We start from the raw sequence: 24967 nt of genomic DNA on the forward strand, positions 1-24967 counted from the left end.
GACAGTGCCACGCCAGGGTGCAAGGCGGCGCAGTCTAATCAGGCATCAGGCCACCGGCAAGGCGACCTTCAGGTTATCGAGCAGGCGCGTACGGCCCAGGTGTGCGGCGACCAGAATCACCGCCTCGCGCGTGTCATCCTCGACCGGCCCCAGGTCAGCCGCGCGGCGCAGCTCGAGGTAGTCCGGCTTGAAGCCGCTCTCGCTGATGGCGGCCAGTGCCTCGCGCAGCGCCACATCACGCGTCACGCCCTGCTCAAGGCGAGCCTTCAGGGCGTCGAGGCACTGCTTGAGACGCGGCGCGATGGCGCGCTCCTGCGCACTCAGGTAGCCGTTGCGTGATGACAGCGCCAGCCCATCCTCGGCACGCACGATGGGCACACCGATGATCTCGATGCCGAAGTGCAGGTCGCGGTTGAGCTTGCGGATCACGGCCAGCTGCTGGAAGTCCTTCTCGCCGAAACAGGCGACTTCAGGGCGCACCAGATTGAACAGGATGCTGACGACGGTGGCGACGCCATCGAAGTGACCCGGACGGTTGCCGCCGCACAGGCCTTCGGAAACGCCCGGCACCTGCACGTTGCACAGTCCGTCGCGGCCCGCGGGGTAGAGTTCTGCCGTCGAGGGGGCGAACAGCAGGTCACATCCTTCGGCGGCCAGCGCATTCTGGTCGGCCTCGAGGGTGCGCGGATAGCTGTCGAGGTCTTCGCCGGGGCCGAACTGCAGCGGGTTGACGAAGATGCTCGCGACGACCATGTCGGCGTGGCGGCGCGCTTCACGGACCAGCGACAGGTGGCCGGCATGCAGATTGCCCATGGTCGGCACCAGCGCGATACGCAGGCCATCGCGGCGTGCCTGGGCGAGTTGCTCGCGCAGGACGTTGATCTGGGAGACGGTTTTCATCAGAAGCCGTGCTCCGGCGCCGGGAAGCTGCGCGTCTTGACCGCCTGGTGGTAGGCGGCGAAGGCCTCCTGCACGCTGCCGGCATCGCTCATGAAATTCTTGACGAAGCGCGGCTTGCGGCCGGGCGTCAGGTCGAGCATGTCGTGCATGACCAGAATCTGGCCATCGACGTCCACGCCGGCACCGATGCCGATCACCGGCACCTCGACGGCATCACGAATGCGCGCGGCCAGCTCGGACGGCACGCATTCGAGCAGGATGATCGCGGCGCCTGCGGCTTCCAGCGTGCGCGCATCGGCGATGATCTGTTCGGCGCGTGCCTCGTCGCGACCCTGCACCTTGTAGCCGCCGAAGGCATGCACGTGCTGTGGCGTCAGGCCCATGTGCACGCAGACCGGCACGCCACGCTGGACGAGCGCGGTGACGGCATCGGCCAGCCAGGCTTCGCCTTCGACCTTGACCATCTCGGCGCCGGCACGCATCAGACGCGCCGCATGGTCGAGCAGGATGTCGGTGCTGGCATTGCTCATGAAGGGCAGGTCGGCCATCAGCAGGCTACCTTGCTTGCCACGTGCCACGGCGGCGGTGTGGTAGCAGATGTCATCGATGGTGACGGGCAGGGTGCTGGTATGGCCCTGCAGGACCATGCCGAGAGAGTCGCCGACCAGCAGCACTTCAATGCCGGCATCGCTGGCAAGATGAGCAAAGGTGGCATCGTAGGCGGTGAGGCAACTGAACGTCTCACCATCGGCCTTGAGGCGGCGCAGGGTGCTCAGGGTGACGTTTTTCATCGGGACGCTTACTCGTTGCGGCGCGTATGACGCGGCTGCCCGTGGCGTCGAGCAGCCGCGATCGCGAGAAGGCCGCCGAGGGCGGACTGCGGGCGACACGGGCCGGTGTTACCAGAAAGTGTTACCGCACAGGCCAAAGTGGGCACGACGGTAACAAGATGGCGAAACTCTACTCCTGAGGTCCGAGGGGGAGCAAGTCATCGCCCTCAACTCGAGACGCCAGTGTTTCGAGATTCTCCTCGCCCAGCACGCTGAGGCGCTGCGGGCCCAGCAGGTCAGCCAACGGACGCATCACGAAACCACGTTTGAGCATTTCGCGATGGGGCACGACGAGACGCGGCGTAGAGATCCTGCTGTCATTGAAGAGCAGCAGGTCCAGATCCAGCGTGCGGGGGCCCCAGTGACGCAGCCGCACGCGGCGATGCTGCTGTTCAAGGGCTTGCAGTTGATCGAGCAGGGCGAGGGGAGACAGGCGGGTCGATAGCTCGGCGACGGCATTGACGAAGTCGGGCTGGTCCTGCGGGCCGACCGGCTTGCTGGCATACAGGCGAGAATGTCGCGTGCAGCGGGTCAGCGGCAGCCGGTCGAGAGCCTCAAGCGCGCGCTCCAGTTGAGCGCGCGGATCGTCAAGATTGGCACCGAGGCCAATCAAGGCTGTCGAGATCATGCGGAGTTCCTGCGTGGAGACGGCAGTGGCTCAGATGAGCCACTGCTCAGCCCTGGCCGCGACCATTGCGCCGACGCTTGCCGCGACGCTTGGTGCCGACCGGCTTGCTGCCGGCGGGGCCTTCATCGGAGACACCTTCGATCATCGTGACCTGGGTGCGAGCATCGACTTCCTGGAAGTCGGTCCACCACTTGCCCAGCCCCGGCTTCACTTCGCCGGCGAATTCGCGCAGCAGCAGGAAGTCGTAGGCGGCGCGGAAGCGCGGATGCTCGCGGGTCTGGAAGGCGCGTTTGCCACGGCGACGCGGCAACTTGGCCTGCATGTCCCAGATCTCGCGCATCGGAATGCTGAAGCGCTTCGGGATCGAGGTATGGTTGAGCTGGCGAGCGATCGCCTGCTGAGCCGCCTGGTGGGCTGCCGGAATATCGGGCATGCCACTGGCGATCAGCTGGTCGGTACGCGCCTTGACGCCCGGCCACAGCAGGGCGGCATACAGGAAGGCCGGCGTGACCGGCTTGTCTTCGCGGATGCGGTCGTCCGTGCTGGCCAGCGCCTTCTCGATCAGCGGCATGGACCAGTGATAATGCGCGAAGCTCTCTTCCGTCTCGGGGAACAGCATCTGGAACAGACCAAACTCACGCAGGAGATGGAAGGTTTCCAGTGCATAGCCGGACATGAACAGCTTGAGTACTTCCTCGAACATGCGCGCCGGCGGAATCTGCAGCAGCAGCGGGGCCAGTTCGTACATTGGTTCGGCCGTGGCCTCCTCGATGTCGAAGTCCAGCTTGCCGGCGAAGCGGACGGCACGCAGCATGCGCACCGGATCTTCGCGATAGCGTGTTTCCGGGTCGCCGATCAGGCGAATCATGCGCGCTTCGATATCGCGTACACCATTGGCCCAGTCGTGGATCGTGAAGTCGGACACGTCGTAATAGAGGGCATTGATCGTGAAGTCGCGGCGCAGCGCGTCCTCCTCGATGGAGCCGAAGACGTTGTCGCGCAGCAGCATGCCGTCTTCCGACTGCTGGGTATGCTGGCTGGGCGTGCTATCGGCCGGCTTGCCGCGGAAGGTGGTGACCTCGATCACCTCACGACCGAAGCGCACGTGCACGATACGGAAACGACGGCCGATGATGCGGGCATTGCGGAACAGCTCGCGGACCTGTTCCGGCGTGGCGTTGGTGGCCACGTCGAAGTCCTTGGGGCGTTGTCCGAGCAGGGCATCACGGATACAGCCACCGACCAGATAGGCCTGATATCCACCGCTTTGCAGGCGATAGAGTACCTTCAGCGCATTCTCGCTGAGCTGGCGGCGGGACACGGGATGCTCATCCCGCGGTATCACACGCAGGCTGGGCAATGGGGCCGCGGGCGCGTCAGTTGCATTGAAAAGCGTCTTCAAGCGGTCACCGGGGCGTTGTAGAAAGCGGGTAAATCCTTTGAGCATGCAGCGATTCGACTCGTGCGTGGCAGGCCGCCCAGTGTAGCCGAGGGCAGATACCTTGGCAAAGCGCCGGTCTGCCATCCAGGGGCCGACTCTGCACTTCAAGGCGTCTGACGAGGCGAAAATCACCTCTCAGACAAGGAAAAAGGGAGACCGATCACTCGGTCTCCCTTGCAGGTAGGGTACACGCATCCTTGAGCGGATGTTCTTTTTCGTGATGGCGCATCGCCCTGAATACGCACCACAGTCACAAATCAATGCAGACAGATCCTTCGTGTTGCAGATCATGTTGTTGTTGTCTGGCTGTCTGTTCGGTGACCATCTCGTATTCAAAACAATCTTCCATTCACCGACGGCTGAGTAGCCTCCCCCCGCGAGTTGTTGTTGTTTCGGGGGTGATCCGGGGTCGAGCCTGTTGTTCTTGTTGGTGCTCGAGGCCGGATTCGTCGCGTCCTGGTCAGTAGATTCCGGACTGCCGATATCTTGTTGTTGTTGGATCGGCGGATGATGAACTGCGGCCGTTTGTTCTTGTTTTGGCTCTTGCCTGTCACCACTCATGTAGTGAGGCATGCGGTTCATCATCAATGTCACGCGCTCGACGGGTATTGTTCTTGTTGGTGTCGAGGGTTTTCGAAGCATTGCGCGTTCTTGTTGTTGTTGGGCGCGCTTCGTATTTCCGGTTGTTCTTTTTCTTGACCGTGTTATTGCATCGGATGTGCCACAGCTTAAAAAAAACCAGCAATTCAGTCATTTAGACATAGGTCGCTGAGACGTGAGGTGTAGAGAGGTGCGAGGTGTTACCTGACGTGCCCATTGGTGCGCTGGATGGGGTCATGATTTGGGGTCGATGGTAACAATTGGTGCGAAGGTCTAACGAAGTGCCTTGCAAGCTAATGATTGAGCTGGGTTTTTTGCGAGTCTTTCGACACTAAAGTCTAGCGATGCCCTCGATGATGCGGGGATCTGTGGCAGGCAAGGTGGCGCCGCAGGCGGGTTGCTCGCTCGGGAGGGCACCTGCATGGTGCAGTGACTTCAGCGCAGTGACTTCAGCGCAGTGACTTCAGCGCAGTGACTTCTGTGCGCCAGCGTCAGTGTTCCAGCGTCGCTCCAGCTTCATTGCGCCGACGTCAGTTTGCGGGAGAGCTGCGGCGGCCCTTGCGACGTGGAATGCCCAGGCGCTGGCGTCGCTCCCAGAGGTTCTTGCGGCTGATGCCGAGGCGGCGTGCGAGCTCGGTCTCGCTCATGTGGTCCTGATGCTCGAGCACGAAGTGCTGGAAGTAGTCCTCCAGCGAGAGGTCTTCCTCTTCACCGGCATCGCCGACCACCGAGAGGCCGCTGCGTGGGGTGTCCGCAGGCGGTGGCTGGCCCATGTCCTGTTGGCCGGCCGCGGGTTGCCCTGTCACAGGCGCTGCGGCCGTCTCGGAACTTGCGTCCCTGGCGGCGCCTTTCACTGTGCCTTTCATCGACCCTTTCATCGCTCCTTTCGCCGCCCCTTTGCCCGCTGTCTTCGGCGCCTGAGCAGTGGATGGGGGCACCGGGTCTGCCGTTGCGGCGGGCGCTGTCTGAAGCGGCTGCCCTGAGGGCGTGCGCAGGCCGAGGTCTTCCGGGGCGATGATGCGGCGCTCCGCCAGGATGACGCCACGTTCGAGGGCGTTTTCCAGCTCACGGACATTGCCGGGCCATGCGTAGTGATGGATTTCCTGACGCGCCCGCTGAGAGAGTCGCATGCCGTCACGACCATGCTTGCGGGCGATGCCGGCCAGCAGATGTTCGGCCAGTTCCAACACGTCATCGCCGCGTTCACGCAGGGGCGGCAGGTCGATCTCCATCACGTTCAAGCGGTAGTAGAGATCAAGGCGGAACTCGCCGCTGGCCGAGAGCTGATGCAGGTTGCGATGGGTCGCGGCGATGAGGCGGATGTCGACGTAGCGGGTCTCGATGGCCCCCACGCGGCGAATCTCGCCCTCCTGCAGCACTCGCAGCAGGCGTGCCTGGGCATCCAGTGGCAGTTCGCCGATCTCATCCAGAAACAGTGTGCCGCCGTCGGCGGCTTCGATCAGACCGGTGCGTGAGCTGGTGGCGCCGGTGAAGGCGCCTTTTTCATGGCCGAACAGTTCGGACTCGATCAACGTCTCGGGAATGGCGGCGCAGTTGACGCAGATCAGCGGCGCCTGATGGCGTTCACTCTGGCGGTGAATGGCGCGCGCGACCAGCTCCTTGCCGGTGCCGGACTCACCGAGTACCAGCACGGTGACATCGGCGGGCGCAACCTTGCGGATGCGGGTATAGACCTGTTGCATGGCGCGACAGTGGCCAATCATCTCCACCGGCTTGTTGGCCGTGCCAGCATGCGCCTGGGGCGGAGGGGGCGCGGCACTCGGCGCCCCCTGGCGTGGCAGCGACAGCGCATCGCGCACGCTGCGCGCGAAGGCCTGCTGATCGAACGGCTTGGGCAGATAGTCGGCTGCCCCTGCCTTCAGACAGCCGATGGCGGCGTGCAGGCTGGGGTTGTCGGCCAGCAGCAGCACGGGAGTTGGCCGGCTGGCACGCAGGATCGGGTCGGCATGCTCTCCGGCCAGTTCGCTGTCGCAGATCACCAGCGCGAAGTCGGCGGGGTGTTGCAGACGGGCATCCTCCAGGCCGCTGGCCTGCACCACGTCGTGACCCTCGCGCTCCAGCAGATGCTGCAGCGTGTTGCGCGAAGCACCTTCCTTTTCGACGATCAGAATCCGGGCCATGGGGTGATGTCGCTCGCCTGAGGGTGTGCATGAGGGAATGACTGTCGTCCGAGTCTGTCCTGTTCCCACAGGGGAGGCAATCCGACAATCGTGGCTGTTGTCAGGCGTCCCGAGTGCATGGCGTGCCTGGTCTCAGCTTCCCTCAACTTCCCTCAACTGCCCTCAGCAGTCCTTGGCATTGGAGCAGTGGTCGCACTGAGTGACGGCGCGGTGCCGACCGCCGCGAGTGACCAGCGAGGAGTGGCGTGGGCGAGTTGTTCAGCGGGGCTGGCGGTCGCCAGTTCTGGTGGCGGCGACTGACCGAGCAGCGTCAGGGTATGGTGCAGCAGCGTTCGAATCGCGCTGGCGTCTTCCGGCAGGGCCGGTGCCAGATTCTGCTTGGAGAGCTTCTGGCCATTGTCGGCGGTGATCAGCGGCAGGTGCGTCAGGCGCGGCATCGGCAGGTCGAGCGCGGCCTGCAGCAGGCGTTGCCAGGGGCTGTTGTCGAGCAGGTCAAGCCCGCGCACGACATCGGTGATGCCCTGCTCGGCGTCATCCACCACCACGGCCAGCTGATAGGCCCACAGGCCATCGCGTCGCTTGAGCACCACGTCGCCGAGCGTGGCGAGGTCCAGCTGGACCGCGCCCTGCAGGCGGTCCTGCCAGCCAGCGATGGCCCGGGCGCCGCCGAAGCGCTCTGCCGCACGCACATCCAGCCGCCAGGCATGCTCGCACGTGGGAGGTTCAGCTCGCTCACGGCACCAGCCGGGGTAGATGGCATGCTCGCGCCACTGCTTGCGCGAGCAGTCACACGGGTAGGCGATACCACTGGCCTTGAGTTGCTCCAGTGCCTCGGCGTAGGCAGCGTGACGCTGGCTCTGATAGCGGAGCTCGCCATCGCGCTGCAGGCCGAAGGCATCCAGCTGGCGCAGGATGGTATCGGCGCTCCCGGCGGGGCAGCGCGGCGGGTCGATATCCTCGATACGTACCAGCCACTCGCCGCCGTGATGGCGGGCATCGAGATAGCTGGCGACGGCGGCCAGCAGTGAGCCCGCATGCAGCGGGCCGGAAGGGGTAGGGGCAAAGCGGCCACGGTAGGCGGTAGGCATGTGGGCTCCGTCATCCTTCGTGGTGGGGAATTCGCAGGCAGCAGGGCCTGAACGCATACGGGCACCGCTCCGAGGAGGGTGCCCGTATGGGGGATGAGGGCGACGGCCTGACGTCGCTTCATCGACAGCAGGGCTCAGCGGCCCAGCTGCTTTTCCTTCAACTCGGCCAGCGTCTTGCAGTCGACACACTGGGTAGCGGTCGGACGTGCTTCCAGACGGCGAATGCCGATCTCGACGCCGCAGGCTTCGCAGAAGCCGTAGTCGTCTTCATCGATGTTCTCGATGGTCTCGTTGATCTTCTTCAACAGCTTGCGCTCGCGATCACGTGTTCTCAGTTCGAGGCTGAAGCCTTCTTCCTGAGTGGCACGGTCTGCAGGGTCCGCGTAGTTGTTGGCATCTTCCTGCAAGTGACGCACGGTGCGATCGACCTCTTCCATCAGCTCCTGTTTCCAGTCCAGCAGGATCTGACGGAAGTGCGCTAGCTGCTTCTCGTTCATGTACTCTTCACCCGCTGCCGGCTCATACGGGGTGAATTTCTTAAGCGCTTCCGGCTTGGTTTCAGCTAAGGGCATGGGACCGCCTCATTCCGCAAGGTGACTTGGGCCGTCGACAGTCTGTTGCACTGCCTCCTTGGCCACGGCGAGGGGGCTGTCCTGACTGCTGCCCTCGCGAGAAGATCAGCTTATTTAGCGTAAAAATGACAAGTTTGCAACCGATCTCCGACGATAGTTTGTAGCGGGCAGTGGTCCGGCGTGTACCGGCAAACACCGATTTTCCTGCACGAAGGGGCTGGGAATGGGCCTTGGCAGGCGCCTAGAATGAAGCTCCCATCCTGAGGAGTGTTGTCATGCCGTTTGCCCGCCGTCTTGAATCCGTCGCTGCCTTTCGCGTGATGACGCTGCTGGAAGCCGCCCAGGCACGCGAGGCCGCGGGCCATGACGTCATTCATCTGGAAGTGGGTGAGCCCGACTTCCCGACCCCCGCGCCGGTGATCGCCGCCGGGCAGGCGGCGCTGGCGGCCGGTCAGACGCGCTACACCCCTGCCTGCGGCCTGCCGGCCCTGCGCGAGGCCATCGCGGCAGACTATCAGCGCCGCCACGGCGTCACGGTCTCTCCCTCCCGTATCATCATCACGCCCGGCGCCTCCGGTGCCTTGCTGCTGGCCACATTGCTGTGCGCCGAACGTGGCGACAGCGTGTTGATGGCCGACCCGACCTACCCCTGCAATCGCCACTTCATGGGCCTGGTGGATGCCCAGCTGGATGTGGTACCCGTCAACGCCGAGAGTGGCTGGCAGCTGACCGCCGAACTTGCCGATGATTTCTGGCGCGAGAACACGCGGGCCGTGATGGTGGCATCGCCCTCCAATCCCACCGGACACGTGCTGTCGCCCGAGGAATTGAAGGCGCTGGGCGAGCTGTGCCAGACGCGTGATGCGCACCTGCTGGTGGATGAGATCTATCAGGGGCTGACCTATGGCGTGCCTGCGTATACCGCACTGGCGGAGTGCCCCGATGCCTTCGTCATCAACAGCTTCTCGAAATACTTCGGCATGACGGGCTGGCGGCTGGGTTGGCTGGTGGCGCCGGAAGCGGCGGTCGAGCCCTTGTCACGCCTGGCGCAGAATGTCTTCCTGGCTGCCTCGACGCCTGCCCAGCATGCGGCGCTGGCGGCCTTCACGCCGGAATGCGAAGCAGAGCTCGAGCGGCGTCGTCAGGTACTCGAAGCCCGCCGTGGCGTGCTGCTGGCCGGGCTCGAACGCCTGGGGCTGGCGCCGTCGGTGCCGCCGCAGGGCGCCTTCTACGTCTGGCTGGATATCTCGCATCTGAGTGATGACAGCGAGGCCTTCTGCCGCGCACTGCTGGAAGAAGAGAATGTCGCCATCACGCCGGGCACGGACTTCGCGCTGGCCGAAGGGCGTCGCCATGTGCGTATCGCCTTCACCGCCGATGAGGCGCGTCTGCGCGAGGCCTTGGCCCGCATGGAGCGCTTCCTTGAGCGGCGTGCCACTCAGGCGGGAGTGTCGGCTTGATGGTGCTTGAGGGGCTGTATCGTGGTCGTCTGATCCGTCGCTACAAGCGCTTCTTCGCCGAGGTAGAGCTGCTCGAGGGTGAGCGGGCCGGTGAAGTGGTGACGGCGCATTGCCCGAATACCGGCTCGATGCGCGCGGTGTGCGTCGAAGGTTGTGAGGTATGGCTGTCGCCGTCCGACAACCCCAAGCGCAAGCTCGCCTGGACCTGGGAGCTGATTCGCCTGCCCCTGGATCCGCCCGGCGCTGAGGGCCGGCGTGAGGCCTTGGTGGCGGTGCATACTGGACGTGCCAATGCCCATGTCGAGGCGGCGTTGCAGCAGGCCAGCGTCAGCGTGCTGCACGACATGGGGCTTGCCGACTTTGCGCGCCTCAAGCGCGAGTCGCGTGTCGAGGTCCTGCTACCGGGCAATGACACACCGGAGCGCTCACGGCTCGATTTCCAGATGTGGCCGAAGAAGGAGGGCGCGGCCTCGATCTATCTGGAGGTCAAGCAACTGACGCTGCGTGAAGCCGACGGTCACGGCTATTTCCCGGACTCGGTGAGTACGCGTGCACAGCGTCATCTGGCCAGCCTCGCGGCGCTGGTCGCAGCAGGCCATCGCTGCGTGCTGGTGTTCTGCGTCGCCCATGACGGGATCGAGGATGTCGCACCGGCGGCGCATCTCGACCCGGCCTATGCGCAGGCCTTTGCCCGGGCGCAGGCCGCCGGTGTCGAGGTAGTGGCGCTGGGCATGCAGATCACGCTCGAGGAGTATCTTTCGGACGCGGGTCAGCCACTGTGGCGAGCAAGACTGGGTCTGACGCGCGCGCTGCCACTGCATGACGCGCGCTTTGCTGGCTGATCTGGTTGCTGGCGCTCAGCCTGCCAGTCAGCGCTCGCCTCTCTCTACAATCTCTCTATCATCTCTCCCTCATTTTTCCCTCATTTCTCCACCGCTGCCTGCGGCCTCCCACAGCAGCAGCTGTGCTGGTGAGGCGTCGTTGTGCACCAGCTCAACGTCCAGCGCGGTCAGGCGTTGGCCGACGCAGGGTCCGCTGATGCAGGTGCCGTGATGCGGTTCGAAACAGGCCTGATGGCGGTGGCAGAGGATCAAGCCGCCGGTCGCGTCCATGTAGGGATCGCCAGTCTCGTCTTCGGTCAGCATTCGGCTGCCCTGGTGCGGGCAGCGGTCGAGGAAGGCGCGCGGGCCGTCGGGTTGCATCACCAGCAAGGCCGGACGGCCATCATCGAGTGTCAGTGTCATGCTGCGGCCGACGGGCAGTGATGGCAGCGGCAGTCTCAAGCACAGCCTGGATGAGGGCCCTTGGGGGAGTGTTGGTGGCCTTTCGGACATGAGGGGGCTCGCATCGGGTATCATGGCAGCGTTGGCACGCTCTCTTGTGGTCTTTTACCGTGTCTTGCCGCTTCCTTCCATGCCGGGTCATCTTCATGTCGCTATTTCGCCGCTCGATCAATTCCAGCTTCCGCTCCAGCAACGAATCCGAGACGCCTGAGCGCACGGCCGGGGTGAGCCGTCGTCAGTTGTTGGCCGGCATGGTCGCCTCGGCGGGCGGGCTTTCCGTGCTGGGCACGGCACTGGCCAGCCCGCTCGCGCAGGCCGCTCAGCCGGCCAACGGGCCGTTGCCACCGCTGCCGGCCTGGCATGACCCCAAGGCGTCCCACCCGTTGCTGGGCAGCATTCTGGTCGCGGAGGGCAATCGTCGTCTGTCCCCAGCGGCGCTGGTCGATTGGAGTCAGGCGCACTCGATGGTGCTGCTGGGCGAGCATCACGACAATCCGGACCATCACCAGCTGGAACGCTGGTTGATCGATGCGCTGGTCGCGCGGCGTCAGCTGGGTGGTGTGGCGCTGGAGATGCTGGACACGACCCAGGATGCCGCCTTGTCGCTGGCCAATCGTACGTCGCTTGCGGTCGCCGGATTGCCGGATGACGAGCTTCAGCAGTTGCTGGCCTGGAATGCGCGCTGGCCCTTCACCGACTATGCCCCCCTGCTGCGCGGAGCGCTGGACAGCGGGGCACCGCTGGCCTCTGCCAGCCTGTCGGCGGCACAGCTGGAGGCCAGCATGGCACCGGGACAGTCGCCGCTGGCGCTGCCGGAAGCGGTACTGCGCCTGCAGCGTGAGGCATTGGATGAAGGCCATTGCGGCCTGCTGGGCGCAGAGCGCCTGGATGCGATGCTGCGTGCGCAGCTGGCACGTGATCAGCAGATGGCAGAACGCCTAGAGGGCTTGACAGCCGATGGCGCCACCAGCCTGCTGGTGTGTGGCTCCGGCCATGCCCGTCGCGATATCGGCGTGCCGCGCTGGCTGGACGGCAGCACGCTGTCCGTGGCGCTGATGCCGGTGGCCTGGGATGACGCGGGCCAGCCACTGACACATCTCACCGATTATCTGCCGGAAAGCGCCGGTGCGGCGCCGGCCTTTGATCTGGTGTGGTTCACGCCGGCGACGGCACCAGTCGCGAATGCCTGCGAGGGTCTGCGTGAAACAGTGGAGGCGACCGTCAGTTAGCGGCCAGGCAGCGGCTGGAAGTCAGCAACACAACAGCGGCCTGAATTGCCGGCATGAAAAAAGGCACCTCTCGGAGGTGCCTTTTTCGTTGGTGCGACTTGCGTGGCGCGACCTGAACAGCGACGCGATCAGGCGTTCTTGAGATCCGACGCGCTATCGGCACGACGACGCGGTGCCTTCTGCGGCGTTTCGTCGTTGTGACTGTCGTTATGACTATCGTTGCTACCGGCCTGCTCACGGAAGCGGTCTTCGATATAGGTGATGCGCGTGCGGCCGTGGGGCACCGGCTTGAAGTCGGCATCGACGCTGACCAGCACGATGCGGTCGATGGTCAGGATGCGCTCGCGGGTGATCTTGTTGCGGATCTCGACGCACAGCGAGATCGAGGTGCGACCGAAGGCGCTAGCGGTGATGCCCAGTTCGATGATGTCGCCCTGACGCGCGCTGGAGACGAAATTGATCTCCGACATGAACTTGGTGACCACGCGCGAGGTGCCCAGCTGGACGATGGCGTAGATGGCCGCTTCTTCATCGATCCAGGCCAGCAGGCGTCCACCGAACAGGGTGCCGTTGGGGTTGAGATCTTCAGGCTTGACCCATTTGCGGGTATGGAAGTTCATGCACTCTCTCCTCGGGATGCCGGCGCACCTCACCGGAAGTGCGTGCCGTGATCCTCAGCTGCGTTTACCCCGAAAGTATATAGACTTTAGTTGTGACTGTCTGTGCATGGCCCGGATAGCGCAGCGCTATCGCGGCGCGGAAGAATCGGTAGTGTCATGACGCGAAACGGCCGACAGGAGTGCCCTGTCGGCCGTTTTCTTGCGGTGCCTGGCGCTTGGTCTGTGGCGACTTATGTCTGGCGCCTGGACTCAGCGCTGGTCGGGCGGGCAGTTGTCGCGGCAGACGCGGAAGATGGCCACTTCCCCGAACAGGTTCGGCCACCAGGTTGCCGCCGGGTGTGGCTCGTGATCGCCATTGCCGACCGCGCGGTCGATGATCTTGAGGCCCTGGGCGCGACACAGGCGCTCGAAGTCCGCGAAGGTCGACAGGTGGATGTTCGGCGTGTCGTACCAGGCGTGAGGCAGCGACTTGGAGACCGGCATGCGCCCCTTCATGCCCAGGTGCAGGCGATGACGCCAGTAGGCGAAGTTGGGGAAGGTGATGATGGCCTCACGCGAGACGCGCATCATCTCCTCCAGCGCACGGTCCGGGCGACGCAGTACCTGCAATGCCTGGGACATCACCACGCGATCGAAGGTGTCGTCGGCGAAGTTGGCCAGGCCATCATCGACATTCTGCTCGATGACGTTCACGCCACGGGCGACACAGGCACTGATGTTGTCGGGGTCGATCTCCAGGCCATAGCCGAAGACCTGCTTGGTCTCCTTGAGAGAGGCCAGCAGGGTGCCGTCACCGCAGGCGAGGTCCAGCACGCGCGCGCCTTCGGGAATCCAGTCATGAATCTGGGCGAGGTCGTTACGCATGGCTGGCCTCCTTGGTGCTCGGCTTTTGCGTGGCTTGCGCGCCACAGGCGTGGTCGTAAGCGCGAGTCAGGAAGTTGCCCAGCACCGTCTCGTAGCGTTCGCCCGGCAGCAGGAAGGCATCATGGCCGTGCGGCGAGTCGATGTTGGCGTAGCTGACCGACTTGCCGGCATGGATCATGGCGTTGACCAGCTCGCGAGAGCGTGACGGCGCGAAGCGCCAGTCGGTGGTGAAGCTGACCACCAGTACCGGGCAGCTGATCGGCGCCATGGCCGCGGACAGGTCATCGCCTGCCGTGGCGGCAGGATCGAAGTAGTCGAGCGCCTTGGTCATCAGCAGGTAGGTATTGGCATCGAAGGCGGTGGAGAAGGTATCGCCCTGGTGGCGCAGATAGCTCTCGACCTGGAAGTCGACGTCGTAACCGAAGTTGAGGCGGTCCTGACGCAGATCGCGCCCGAACTTGGTGCCCATCGAGTGCTCGGAAAGATAGGTGATGTGACCGACCATGCGCGCCAGCTTGAGGCCGCGCTTGGGCACGGCATCGACACGCGAGTACCAGCCGTCATGGAATTCCGGGTCAGAGCGAATCGCCTGACGCGCGACTTCATTGAAGGCGATGTTCTGCGCCGAGAGTTTCGGCGTGCAGGCGATGATGGCGACATGACCGACGCGATCAGGGTGATCCATCACCCACTGCAGCGCCTGCATGCCACCCAGCGAGCCGCCGACTACCGCCGCGAAGCGGGTAATGCCGAGAGACTCGGCGAGGCGCTTCTGGCTCTCGACCCAGTCCGGCACGGTCACCAATGGGAAGTCAGGCCCCCATTGCTCGCCCGTCTCCGGGTTGATCGAGGTCGGGCCGGTGCTGCCGTGGCAGCCGCCGATGTTGTTCAGCGCGATGACGAAGAAGCGCGAGGTATCAATGGGCTTGCCGGGGCCGATGTAGTTGTCCCACCAGCCAGGCTTACGGTCGCTCATGGCGTGATAGCCAGCCGCATGATGGTGGCCGGTGAGGGCATGACAGATCAGGATGGCGTTGCTGGCGTCCGCGTTCAGCTCGCCGTAGGTCTCGTAGACCAGCGAGTACTGTTCGAGGCGTCTGCCGCAGGCCAGCTCCAGCGGGGTATTGAAGTGGGCAGTCTGGGGCGTGACGAGACCGACCGAATCCGGGGGCAGGGAATCAGGCATCGTGGTGAAGGTTTCCAGCATCATGTCCAGCAGAGTGTTCGGGGCAAGGCCCGTGTCCGGGGCGCGAAGCCGCGGTGATGCGCCTTGTGGGCGTCTCGTGCACCGTGGTTCTGGCTTCGGCCGAGGGCTCACTCTAGCACAGCGTGCGCACGCGTGATCCAGTGACGCGCGATGCAAGAGCGCCCGCCACGGGAGTCCGTGGCGGGCGCTGATCTCGTCGGCCTGTGTGCTGGGCGCGTGCGAGCCAACCTTGCTGGCGGAGCGCCGGCTTAACTGAAGGCGCTGCGCAGCATGCCCAGTGACGGCAGGGTCTGGTTGATCAGGCTGCCGACCAGATTGAGCGCGATGAACACGAAGATCGGGGACAGGTCGAGCATGCCGATCGACGGGATCACCTTGCGCACCGGCTTCATGATCGGATCGACCAGCTGGTGGACCAGGATGGCGCCCGGGTGGTTGGCCTGCGGTGCGACCCACGACAGGATGATCATCGCGATCAGGGCGAAGAAGTAGATGTTGATGATGCTGTCGAGAATGGTGCCCAGTGCCGTCAACGCGATGAAACCGACCGGCAGCATGCCGCCACCGAACAGGGCGCCGATCGCGACCAGTACCAGACTGACGACGATGAAGGCCGCGGCCAGGGTGGCGATGTCGAAGCGACCCAGCGGGCGCAGGATGCCCTGCAACGGGGCCACCAGCGGGTTGGTCGCCTTGACCACAGACTGGGTGACCGGGTTGTAGAAGTCCGCGCGGGACAGCTGCAGCAGGAAGCGCAGCATCAGGATGTAGACAAACAGTTGCAGCAGGATGGTGACCAGCTGAAGTCCGATATTACCCATAGCACCCATGGGGCTTTCCTTAAGACGGTGAGAAGTGGGCGCGCGATAGTGCACGCGTCATGCCGCTAGCATGCCAACAACAGATGAACAGCGCATGATGGCCTGTTGTGACCCGGGCTGCCAGCGGCCTGCAGGAGTTGTCAGTGGAGCAGAGGCTGTCAGCGATCCAGCTCGCGGGCAAGCTCGGCGGCGCGCACGCTGGAGGCCTTGGCGGCGCGCTCGACGATATCGCGCAGGCCATCCTCCTCGAAGCTGTTGATGGCGCGCTCCGTGGTGCCGTTCGGCGAGCACACGCGGCGGCGCAGCTCGGCAGGCTCATGCTCGCTGGAGAAGGCCATCTCGGCGGCACCGCGGGCGGTCTGGATCGCCAGGCGGCGCGCGGTCTCGGCGTTCAGCCCCAGCTCGATGCCTGCCGCTTCGAGTGACTCGATGAACAGGAAGAAGTAGGCCGGGCCGGAGCCGGAAATGCCGGTGACGGCTTCCAGAAGACCTTCTTCCTCGACCCACTCGACGATACCGACCGCGGTCAGCATCTCATCCATCAAGCCGCGTTGCTCCTCCGTCACCTGGGCGGTGGCATAGAGGCCGCTGGCACCGACACCGACCAGTGACGGCGTGTTGGGCATGCAGCGGATGATGGCGAGGTCGCCGCCCAGCCAGCGCTCGAGGCTGTCGCAGGTGATGCCGGCCGCGACCGAGACGATCAGCGGCTTGCGGTTCTGCACCGCAGGGGTCAGCGCCTGGCAGACGTCATGCATCATCTGCGGCTTGACGCCCAGCACCACGACATCGGCTTGCGAGACGGCGTAGGCGTTGTCCTGGGTCGTGCTCACGCCGTAGCGCTGCTCGAGGGTATCGAGTGTCTCGCGCGAGCGGGCCGTGGCGATGATGCGGTCCGCGGGATAGCCGGCATCGACCATGCCGCCGAAGATGGCGCTGGCCATGTTGCCGGCGCCGATGAAGGCGATGGTGCGCGGTGTAGCGGTGCTCTGGTGCGTCATGCGGTGCTCCTGATCATTCAGTGGGAGGGCTGGCGGCAAGCTCGAGAGCCTTGCGTGAGCGTTGGGCTTGCATCAGCGAGCGTTTGACTCAGTGGACGTGGGAATAGTCACGTGCGCCGAAGATGGCAGTGCCGAGGCGTACCAGTGTCGCACCTTCAGCGACGGCGGCCTCAAGATCCGCGCTCATGCCCATCGAGAGCGTATCGAGCCGGGCCTGCGGGTAGCTGGCGGCGGGGAAGCGCGTCTGCAGTTGCTCCAGCAGCTCGCGCAGCTGGCGGAAGGGCGCACGGCGCTCGGTCTCACTGGCATCGGCGGCGCAGGGGGCCGGAATCGCCATCAGGCCGCGCAGGCGCAGCCCGGGCAGCGCGATCACCGTCTCGGCCAGTGCCAGCAGTTCCTGCGGTGCCACGCCAGCCTTGGAGGCTTCGCCGGAGATATTGACCTGCAGGCAGACATCGAGCGCGCCCAGCTCACCGGGGCGCTGCTCACTCAGGCGGCGTGCGATCTTCTCGCGTTCCACGGTATGCACCCAGGCGAAGTGCTCGGCAATGGCGCGCGTCTTGTTGGACTGGATGGGGCCGATGAAATGCCATTCGATATCGGTGAGGTCCGACAGCGCCTGCTGCTTGTCCAGCGCTTCCTGCAGATAGTTCTCGCCGAAGGCCCGCTGGCCGGATTGCCAGGCTGCGCGCACCAGCGTGGCGGGTTTGGTCTTGCTGACGGCCAGCACTTGCGCCGAATCAGCGTTGCGTTTACTTGTCTGCAATGCCTTTTCCAGCCGCGCGCGGGCCTCTAGGATACACTGGGTAACACAAGCTTCGTCGTCGGGGACTGCGGTCATGCGGCTCGGCTCCAGAATTTGCGGAACAACCTGGCGATGGCTGGCACGGTATCAGGCGTGTCATCAATAGCATGAGCGTGACAGGCCTGGTGACATGGTGCCCATCGCACTATCTACTGAAGAGTCACTTCACACTTTCACCAGAGTACATAAGACTCGTTGGTACAAGAGCTTCGGTCTTCGCGAGGGAACTGCATGGATATTACCGAACTGCTGGCTTTTTCGGCAAAACAGAACGCGTCGGATCTTCACCTGTCCGCTGGTTTGCCACCGATGATTCGTGTCGACGGTGATGTGCGGCGCATCAATGTGCCGTCAATGGATGACAAGCAGGTGCGCGCGCTGATCTACGAGATCATGAACGACAAGCAGCGCCGTGACTTCGAGGAATTCCTCGAGACCGATTTCTCCTTCGAGGTGCCGGGTGTCTCGCGCTTTCGTGTCAACGCCTTCCATCAGGGGCGTGGCGCGGGGGCCGTCTTCCGTACCATCCCCTCGGAAGTGCTGACGATGGAGGATCTGGGGCTCGGCGAAGCCTTCCGCAAGATGTGCATGCTGCCGCGCGGCCTGATTCTTGTCACCGGGCCGACCGGCTCCGGTAAATCCACCACGCTGGCGGCGATGGTCGATTACATCAACGAGAACAAGTACGACCACATCCTCACCATCGAGGACCCGGTGGAATTCGTGCACCAGTCCAAGCGGTGTCTGGTCAACCAGCGTGAAGTGCATCGTGATACCCACGGCTTCGCGCCCGCGCTGCGTTCGGCGCTGCGTGAAGACCCGGATGTCATTCTGGTCGGCGAGCTGCGAGATCTCGAGACCATCCGCCTGGCACTGACCGCGGCCGAGACGGGTCACCTGGTGTTCGGCACCCTGCACACCACCTCCGCGACCAAGACCGTCGACCGTATCATCGACGTCTTCCCCGGCGAGGAGAAGTCGATGGTGCGCTCGATGCTGTCCGAGTCCCTGCAGGGCGTCATCGCCCAGACACTGCTCAAGAAGATTGGCGGTGGCCGGGTGGCGGCTCACGAGATCATGATCGCGACGCCTGCCATTCGTAACCTGATCCGCGAGGACAAGGTGGCGCAGATGTATTCCTCCATCCAGACCGGTGGCGCCCTGGGCATGCAGACACTGGATGCAGCGCTGACGCGTCTGTTGGCGGAAGGGCTGGTGACCAATGAAGATGCTCAGGCGAAAGCCAAGGGCTTGTTGAGCTGAATTCGCCAGGAGTACCGACAATCACGTTGCAGGTAGGTGGGGCAGGGGCCGGAACACGTCAACTTTTCAGGTTCATGGGACGGCATTTCAGCGCGAGGCCTTGGGCGCGACTCTCAAGGCGCATATCGGGATACAACTCATGACTCCTCATGAATGGCTGCATGAACTTCTGCAGTTGATGGTCAGCAAGGGCAGCTCGGACCTGTTCATCTCCACCGGCACACCGCCGCAGATGAAGGTCAATGGCCGCATGGTGGCGCTGGGTGACAAGAAGCTGAGTGTCGATCAGGTCAGAGAGCTGGTGCTCGCACCGATGAGTGACATGCAGCGCGAGCGCTTCGAGGAAGAGCGCGAGGCCAACTTCGCGCATAGCTTGCCGGGGGTCGGGCGCTTCAGGATCAGCGCGTTCTACCAGCGCAGCCAGATGGGCATGGTGATTCGCCGCATCCAGCTGTCGATTCCCAGCCTGGAAGAGTTGCGGCTGCCGGAGATCATCAAGGGGCTTTCCGAGACCAAGCGTGGTCTGGTGATCTTCGTCGGCGGCACCGGCGCCGGCAAGTCGACCTCGCTGGCGGCGATGATCCAGCACCGCAACCAGACCTCGAGCGGGCACATCATCTGCATCGAAGACCCGATCGAGTATATCCACCCTCACCAGCGCTCCATCGTGACGCAGCGTGAAGTGGGGATCGATACCGAGTCCTTCGAGGTGGCGCTGCGCAATACGCTGCGTCAGGCGCCGGACGTGATCATGATCGGCGAGATCCGCTCGCGTGAGACCATGGAGCACGCGCTGACATTCGCCGAGACCGGTCACCTGTGTCTTGCGACGTTGCATGCCAACAATGCCAACCAGGCGCTGGACCGCATCATCCACTTCTTCCCGGAGGAGCGTCATGAACAGGTGTGGATGGATCTGTCGCTGAACCTCAAGGGCATCGTGGCCCAGCAGCTGTTGCCTCACAAGAGTGGCAACACCACCCAGCGCGTGCCGGCCATAGAGGTGATGCTGCGTTCGCCGCTGATCGTCGACCTGATCCGCAAGGGCGCGGTGGTCGAGATCAAGGACGTCATGAAGCGCTCGCAGCAGCAGGGCATGATGACCTTCGATCAATCGCTGTACGCCTTGCATCAGCAGGGCTTGATCACCGAGGAAGTGGCATTGGCGCATGCCGATTCCGCCAATGACCTGCGCCTGATGATCAAGTTCGGTGATTCCGACAGCGCCCAGGAAGCCCAGCTGGATGTCCTGAATGCCGCCAGTCGCTTCTCGCTGCAAGGGGATGACGACTGAGGCGTGTCGGTGATGTTGGCGTAGAGATCGGCCAATCAAGAGCCGCCCTTCTTCTGAGGAAGAGGGCGGCTTTTTCGTATCCGATGAGGATCAGCGAGCGTAGAGGCCGCCCAGCACTCTCGGGCCGTTCGCGCCGGTCACGCTGGGCAGGTTGCCGGGGCGCTCCAGTACTCTGCGCGCCGCGAGCCAGGCAAAGGCGCTGGCTTCGAGCAGGTCTGCGTTCCAGCCCATGTCAGCGCAGGACACGAGGGGCGTCGCTTGCTCGCCTTGCGCCAGGCGTTGCTCCAGCTGAGTGAGCAGGGCGCCATTGCGTGCCCCACCACCGCAGGGAGTCAGCGCAGCCAGTGACACGCCGGTCTGCTCCAGTGCCCGCACGATGCTCTCGACAGTCAGGCTCAGGAGCGTGGCCTGCACGTCGGCCGGTGCCTCGTCGCCGGTCAGGTGCTGTGCCAACCAGTCGAGATGGAAGTCTTCGCGGCCAGTGCTCTTGGGAAGTGGTCGGCGGAAGTAATCGGCCGACAGCAATCTCTCGAGCAAGTCAGGGATCACCTTGCCGCTGGCGGCCCATTGGCCGTCCTGATCCACCGCGGTGCCACGATGGCGCGCATGCCAGGCGTCCAGTAGGCAGTTGGCGGGGCCGGTATCGAAGCCGATGACGTCAGCCGTGGAGTTCTGAGGGGGAAGTAACGTCAGATTGGCGATGCCGCCCAGGTTGAGCAGCCCATGCCATTGGTCTGGCTGACTGAAAAGAGCAGCGTGGAAGGCGGGCGCCAGCGGGGCCGCCTGACCGCCGGCGGCCAGGTCACGGCGCCGGAAGTCAGCGACGACGGAAATGCCGCACAGCTCGGCCAGCAGACTGGGGTTGTCGAGCTGCAGGGTGTAGGGCGTGTGGCATGGCCGGTCGCTGAAACCGTAGGGGCGATGCTCGATGGTCTGGCCATGGCTGCCAATGGCCGCGATATCGTCTGCACTCAGTTGCTGGCGGGTCAGCAAGCGCGTCACCGCGCTGGCGGCCAGTTCGGCCAACGCCTGCTCGGCGGCGGCGAGATCGGCGAAGCATGCCTCATCGCAATGCATCAGCTGCCAGAGCCGAGTCCGCAGTGTCTCGGGCAGTAGCAGGTCGAGCCCATCAATGAAGCGAATCCGTTCGTGGTCTGGCGAGGAGGGGGTGATATCGAGCAAGGCGATATCGAGTCCGTCCAGGCTGGTGCCGGTCATCAAGCCAAGGTAGAGCGCCATTGGGGGTCTCCCGATCATTGGGGGCGTGCAACAGGGGCGTGAAGCTTGTGAGCACGCCGCTCTGCGGCAGGGGGTGCATGCCATGCTCGTCATGCTAACATTCTGGGCCAACATGCCCCGTTACGAGGGGAGCAGCAACGGTCAGAGAGGGCAGGATGAGCGACAAGTCAGTAGTGGAAGCGCTGGAGATCATCAAGCGCGGTACCGATGAGGTGCTGGTCGAGGAAGAGCTGATCAAGAAGCTCGAGTCCGGGCGCAAGCTCAAGGTCAAGGCAGGCTTTGATCCGACGGCGCCGGACCTGCACCTCGGTCATACGGTGCTGATCAACAAGCTGCGCCAGCTGCAGGACCTCGGTCACGAGATCATCTTCCTGATCGGTGATTTCACCGGCCGCATCGGCGACCCCACCGGCAAGAGCGTGACGCGCAAGCCGCTGACCGAAGAGGACGTGAAGGCCAACGCCCTGACGTATCAGGAGCAGGTCTTCAAGATCCTCGACAAGGAGAAGACGCGCATCGCCTTCAACTCCGAATGGATCAACAAGCTCTCCGCGGGTGACATGATCGAGCTGGCGGCCTCCAGCACGGTCGCGCGCATGCTCGAGCGTGACGATTTCGACAAGCGCTATAACGGCAATCAGCCGATCTCCATCCATGAGTTTCTCTACCCGCTGATCCAGGGGTATGACTCCGTGGCACTGGAAGCGGACATCGAGCTTGGCGGCACCGACCAGAAGTTCAATCTGCTGATGGGGCGTGAGCTGCAGCGCCAGCGCGGGCAGGAGCCGCAGGTCGTGATCACCATGCCGATCCTCGAGGGCCTGGATGGTGTGCAGAAGATGTCCAAGTCGCTGGGCAACTACATCGGCATCAACGACCGCCCGGGCGAGATGTTCAACAAGATCGTCTCCATGCCGGATTCGCTGATGTGGCGTTACTTCGAGCTGCTGTCGCTGCGTCCTCTCGATGAAGTGAAGGCGCTGATGGCCAGCATCGATGACGGTGCCAACCCGCGTGATATCAAGATGGAGCTGGCGCGCGAGCTGGTGGCACGCTTCCACGATGAAGAAGCGGCGGCGACGGCACACCTTTCCAGCGGCAATCAGCTGGCCGACGGCGAGCTGCCGGCGGACATGCCGGATGTCACCGTCAGCCTGGAGGGCGCCGAGGTGGCGCCGATCGCGGCGGTCATCAATCGCGCGGGCCTGGCCAACAATAGTGCCCAGGCCAAGGACATGCTCAAGAATGGTCGCGTGAAAGTGGATGGCGAAGTGGTCGAGCCTTCCTATATGGCACCTTTCGATACCGCCATCGTCATCCAGGCGGGCAAGAAGCGCTACGCGAGAGTGACCGTGACGCGCTGAGGTGCTGAGGGATTCTGAAAGGTATTGAGAAGACGCTGGCGTATGTCGCCTCCCGTTCGGCCCCACCAGACATGGTGGGGCCGAACGCGTTGTGAGCGCCTGACATCACCGCGGCGAGATTCTCTCAAGAAAGCCCTTGCCCTCACGGCGGTTCGTGCGTAAAGTACGCATCCGCTGCCGGGGACGCATGGCGTCACCAGCGGTGAACGAGGTTTGCAGGTGATTGTTTTGCTTGATGTTTTTGAAGTTCACTTCGAAATCATCGATTGACAATCCCGGGCGATTCGCTAGAATACGCCGCACTCCTTACGGAACAGGTGATCGAGCAACGCTCCTCACCGCTTGATGATGCTTAGAGGCAGTCGACTGACTCATCATCAAGTGCTTGACTTCTCAAGCGTTCCGGGTAGAATATGCCTCCTCGCTTAACAGCGACGCTCTTTAAAAATTTGATCAGGTAATTCGTGTGAGCGCTTGCCGATGAGTGGTGACAAGGTCACCAAATATCGGAGCAAGCCTCTCACGAGAAGTTTGACTCTGAACCAAGTTTGGTCTGCTTAACAGACTATCAAGCTTTCAACTGAAGAGTTTGATCATGGCTCAGATTGAACGCTGGCGGCAGGCTTAACACATGCAAGTCGAGCGGAAACGATCCTAGCTTGCTAGGAGGCGTCGAGCGGCGGACGGGTGAGTAATGCATGGGAATCTGCCCGATAGTGGGGGACAACCTGGGGAAACTCAGGCTAATACCGCATACGTCCTACGGGAGAAAGCAGGGGATCTTCGGACCTTGCGCTATCGGATGAGCCCATGTCGGATTAGCTTGTTGGTGAGGTAATGGCTCACCAAGGCGACGATCCGTAGCTGGTCTGAGAGGATGATCAGCCACACTGGGACTGAGACACGGCCCAGACTCCTACGGGAGGCAGCAGTGGGGAATATTGGACAATGGGCGAAAGCCTGATCCAGCCATGCCGCGTGTGTGAAGAAGGCCTTCGGGTTGTAAAGCACTTTCAGCGAGGAAGAACGCCTTGGGATTAATACTCCCGAGGAAAGACATCACTCGCAGAAGAAGCACCGGCTAACTCCGTGCCAGCAGCCGCGGTAATACGGAGGGTGCAAGCGTTAATCGGAATTACTGGGCGTAAAGCGCGCGTAGGTGGCTAAGTCAGCCAGGTGTGAAAGCCCCGGGCTCAACCTGGGAACGGCATCTGGAACTGCTTGGCTAGAGTGCAGGAGAGGAAGGTAGAATTCCCGGTGTAGCGGTGAAATGCGTAGAGATCGGGAGGAATACCAGTGGCGAAGGCGGCCTTCTGGACTGACACTGACACTGAGGTGCGAAAGCGTGGGTAGCAAACAGGATTAGATACCCTGGTAGTCCACGCCGTAAACGATGTCAACTAGCCGTTGGGTCCCTTGAGGACTTAGTGGCGCAGCTAACGCAATAAGTTGACCGCCTGGGGAGTACGGCCGCAAGGTTAAAACTCAAATGAATTGACGGGGGCCCGCACAAGCGGTGGAGCATGTGGTTTAATTCGATGCAACGCGAAGAACCTTACCTACCCTTGACATCCAGAGGACTTTCCAGAGATGGATTGGTGCCTTCGGGAACTCTGAGACAGGTGCTGCATGGCTGTCGTCAGCTCGTGTTGTGAAATGTTGGGTTAAGTCCCGTAACGAGCGCAACCCCTATCCTTATTTGCCAGCGAGTAATGTCGGGAACTCTAAGGAGACTGCCGGTGACAAACCGGAGGAAGGTGGGGACGACGTCAAGTCATCATGGCCCTTACGGGTAGGGCTACACACGTGCTACAATGGCAAGTACAAAGGGTTGCAATACTGCGAAGTGGAGCCAATCCCATAAAGCTTGCCTCAGTCCGGATTGGAGTCTGCAACTCGACTCCATGAAGTCGGAATCGCTAGTAATCGTGGATCAGAATGCCACGGTGAATACGTTCCCGGGCCTTGTACACACCGCCCGTCACACCATGGGAGTGGACTGCACCAGAAGTGGTTAGCCTAACCTTCGGGAGGGCGATCACCACGGTGTGGTTCATGACTGGGGTGAAGTCGTAACAAGGTAGCCCTAGGGGAACCTGGGGCTGGATCACCTCCTTATCGACACTGTCTACTGCTCGCGGCAAGTGCTCACAACGAATTACCTGATCTTATTGCTGGCTTAGCCGGCAGTGGCAAGCGTGCTCATCAGAGCGCGCTTCTCACTGTTCTCTGAACAGCCGCTCTTTAACAATGTGAATCATGCTGACGATAGATGTGTGCGCCAAGCGCATGTCTATCAAAACGATATGTCGGAGAG

The 24967-nt window shown here is 63.1% G+C and carries 22 protein-coding genes and 1 rRNA gene; 7 read left to right on the forward strand and 16 right to left on the reverse strand.

All coding sequences use genetic code 11. The features are described 5' to 3' along the window. Positions 1-45: 45 nt before the first annotated feature. From panC to dksA, 8 genes are all read right to left on the reverse strand, one after another. A complete protein-coding gene (gene panC, locus U0O11_RS00785) occupies positions 46-900 on the reverse strand; it encodes a pantoate--beta-alanine ligase (RefSeq protein ID WP_324691093.1) in 855 nt (284 codons plus the stop codon). Continuing rightward, positions 900-1691, reverse strand: a complete 792-nt coding sequence (gene panB, locus U0O11_RS00790) for a 3-methyl-2-oxobutanoate hydroxymethyltransferase (protein WP_054556449.1) — start codon at positions 1689-1691, stop codon at positions 900-902. The genes panC and panB overlap by 1 nt, the downstream gene beginning before the upstream one ends. Before the next feature lie 169 nt (positions 1692-1860). Then, the gene (gene folK, locus U0O11_RS00795) at positions 1861-2358 is read right to left on the reverse strand and encodes a 2-amino-4-hydroxy-6-hydroxymethyldihydropteridine diphosphokinase (protein ID WP_043333416.1); all 498 of its coding nucleotides are present in this window, start codon (positions 2356-2358) and stop codon (positions 1861-1863) included. Positions 2359-2404: 46 nt separating this feature from the next. Continuing rightward, positions 2405-3805 carry a polynucleotide adenylyltransferase PcnB gene (gene pcnB, locus U0O11_RS00800; protein WP_043333418.1) on the reverse strand — a complete coding sequence of 467 codons (1401 nt, stop codon included), beginning with the start codon at positions 3803-3805 and terminating at the stop codon, positions 2405-2407. A gap of 129 nt (positions 3806-3934) precedes the next feature. Then, positions 3935-4441 (reverse strand): hypothetical protein, encoded by a 507-nt coding sequence (locus U0O11_RS00805; protein WP_152965404.1) that lies wholly within the window; start codon positions 4439-4441, stop codon positions 3935-3937. A gap of 488 nt (positions 4442-4929) precedes the next feature. Next, positions 4930-6540, reverse strand: coding sequence for a sigma 54-interacting transcriptional regulator (locus U0O11_RS00810; protein ID WP_324691096.1), 1611 nt, complete (start codon positions 6538-6540; stop codon positions 4930-4932). Positions 6541-6692: 152 nt separating this feature from the next. After that, positions 6693-7628, reverse strand: coding sequence for a tRNA glutamyl-Q(34) synthetase GluQRS (gluQRS, locus tag U0O11_RS00815; RefSeq protein WP_324691099.1), 936 nt, complete (start codon positions 7626-7628; stop codon positions 6693-6695). Between the two features lie 134 nt (positions 7629-7762). Beyond that, a complete protein-coding gene (gene dksA / locus U0O11_RS00820) occupies positions 7763-8200 on the reverse strand; it encodes an RNA polymerase-binding protein DksA (RefSeq protein ID WP_043333424.1) in 438 nt (145 codons plus the stop codon). Positions 8201-8475: 275 nt separating this feature from the next. Here dksA and U0O11_RS00825 point away from each other — a divergent pair, with 275 nt between their 5' ends. Together U0O11_RS00825 and sfsA are read left to right on the forward strand one after the other, a co-directional pair. Beyond that, positions 8476-9660 carry an aminotransferase class I/II-fold pyridoxal phosphate-dependent enzyme gene (locus U0O11_RS00825; RefSeq protein ID WP_324691101.1) on the forward strand — a complete coding sequence of 395 codons (1185 nt, stop codon included), beginning with the start codon at positions 8476-8478 and terminating at the stop codon, positions 9658-9660. Beyond that, entirely contained in the window at positions 9660-10502 is an 843-nt protein-coding gene (gene sfsA, locus U0O11_RS00830) for a DNA/RNA nuclease SfsA (RefSeq protein WP_324692479.1), read from the forward strand. Before U0O11_RS00825 ends, sfsA begins: the two co-directional genes overlap by 1 nt. Before the next feature lie 69 nt (positions 10503-10571). On the opposite strand, the gene U0O11_RS00835 is transcribed toward sfsA, so the two are convergent. Then, entirely contained in the window at positions 10572-10904 is a 333-nt protein-coding gene (locus tag U0O11_RS00835) for a Rieske (2Fe-2S) protein (protein WP_324691102.1), read from the reverse strand. Positions 10905-11089: 185 nt separating this feature from the next. Between U0O11_RS00835 and U0O11_RS00840 the strand changes: the two genes are divergently transcribed. Further along, on the forward strand, positions 11090-12172 hold the full coding sequence (locus U0O11_RS00840) for a ChaN family lipoprotein (RefSeq protein WP_324691104.1): 1083 nt from the start codon (positions 11090-11092) through the stop codon (positions 12170-12172). 128 nt (positions 12173-12300) lie between these two features. On the opposite strand, the gene U0O11_RS00845 is transcribed toward U0O11_RS00840, so the two are convergent. The 6 genes from U0O11_RS00845 to U0O11_RS00870 form a co-directional block, all read right to left on the reverse strand. Next, a complete protein-coding gene (locus U0O11_RS00845; RefSeq protein WP_279836961.1) occupies positions 12301-12792 on the reverse strand; it encodes an acyl-CoA thioesterase in 492 nt (163 codons plus the stop codon). Between the two features lie 249 nt (positions 12793-13041). Then, positions 13042-13656 (reverse strand): methionine biosynthesis protein MetW, encoded by a 615-nt coding sequence (metW, locus tag U0O11_RS00850; RefSeq protein ID WP_153635072.1) that lies wholly within the window; start codon positions 13654-13656, stop codon positions 13042-13044. Next, complete coding sequence (gene metX, locus U0O11_RS00855) at positions 13649-14842, reverse strand: homoserine O-succinyltransferase MetX (RefSeq protein ID WP_324691108.1); 1194 nt, start codon at positions 14840-14842, stop codon at positions 13649-13651. Before metX ends, metW begins: the two co-directional genes overlap by 8 nt. Positions 14843-15111: 269 nt before the next feature. Continuing rightward, complete coding sequence (locus U0O11_RS00860; protein WP_043333437.1) at positions 15112-15693, reverse strand: YggT family protein; 582 nt, start codon at positions 15691-15693, stop codon at positions 15112-15114. Between the two features lie 149 nt (positions 15694-15842). Then, positions 15843-16685, reverse strand: coding sequence for a pyrroline-5-carboxylate reductase (proC, locus tag U0O11_RS00865; protein WP_324691111.1), 843 nt, complete (start codon positions 16683-16685; stop codon positions 15843-15845). Between the two features lie 88 nt (positions 16686-16773). After that, positions 16774-17526 (reverse strand): YggS family pyridoxal phosphate-dependent enzyme, encoded by a 753-nt coding sequence (locus U0O11_RS00870; RefSeq protein ID WP_279836957.1) that lies wholly within the window; start codon positions 17524-17526, stop codon positions 16774-16776. Positions 17527-17721: 195 nt separating this feature from the next. On the opposite strand from U0O11_RS00870, the gene U0O11_RS00875 reads away from it, so the two are divergent. After that, positions 17722-18753 (forward strand): type IV pilus twitching motility protein PilT, encoded by a 1032-nt coding sequence (locus tag U0O11_RS00875; protein ID WP_043333445.1) that lies wholly within the window; start codon positions 17722-17724, stop codon positions 18751-18753. Between the two features lie 139 nt (positions 18754-18892). Continuing rightward, positions 18893-20047: a PilT/PilU family type 4a pilus ATPase gene (locus tag U0O11_RS00880; protein ID WP_043333447.1), complete on the forward strand. Its 1155-nt coding sequence runs from the start codon at positions 18893-18895 to the stop codon at positions 20045-20047. 90 nt (positions 20048-20137) lie between these two features. On the opposite strand, the gene U0O11_RS00885 is transcribed toward U0O11_RS00880, so the two are convergent. Next, positions 20138-21286 carry an anhydro-N-acetylmuramic acid kinase gene (locus U0O11_RS00885; protein WP_324691114.1) on the reverse strand — a complete coding sequence of 383 codons (1149 nt, stop codon included), beginning with the start codon at positions 21284-21286 and terminating at the stop codon, positions 20138-20140. A gap of 155 nt (positions 21287-21441) precedes the next feature. Between U0O11_RS00885 and tyrS the strand changes: the two genes are divergently transcribed. Together tyrS and U0O11_RS00895 are read left to right on the forward strand one after the other, a co-directional pair. Then, positions 21442-22650 carry a tyrosine--tRNA ligase gene (tyrS, locus tag U0O11_RS00890; RefSeq protein ID WP_279836955.1) on the forward strand — a complete coding sequence of 403 codons (1209 nt, stop codon included), beginning with the start codon at positions 21442-21444 and terminating at the stop codon, positions 22648-22650. A gap of 577 nt (positions 22651-23227) precedes the next feature. Continuing rightward, a 16S ribosomal RNA gene (locus tag U0O11_RS00895) occupies positions 23228-24768 on the forward strand. Positions 24769-24967: the final 199 nt, after the last annotated feature.

This window comes from Cobetia sp. D5 (assembly GCF_035666195.1).
GTDB lineage: Bacteria > Pseudomonadota > Gammaproteobacteria > Pseudomonadales > Halomonadaceae > Cobetia > Cobetia amphilecti.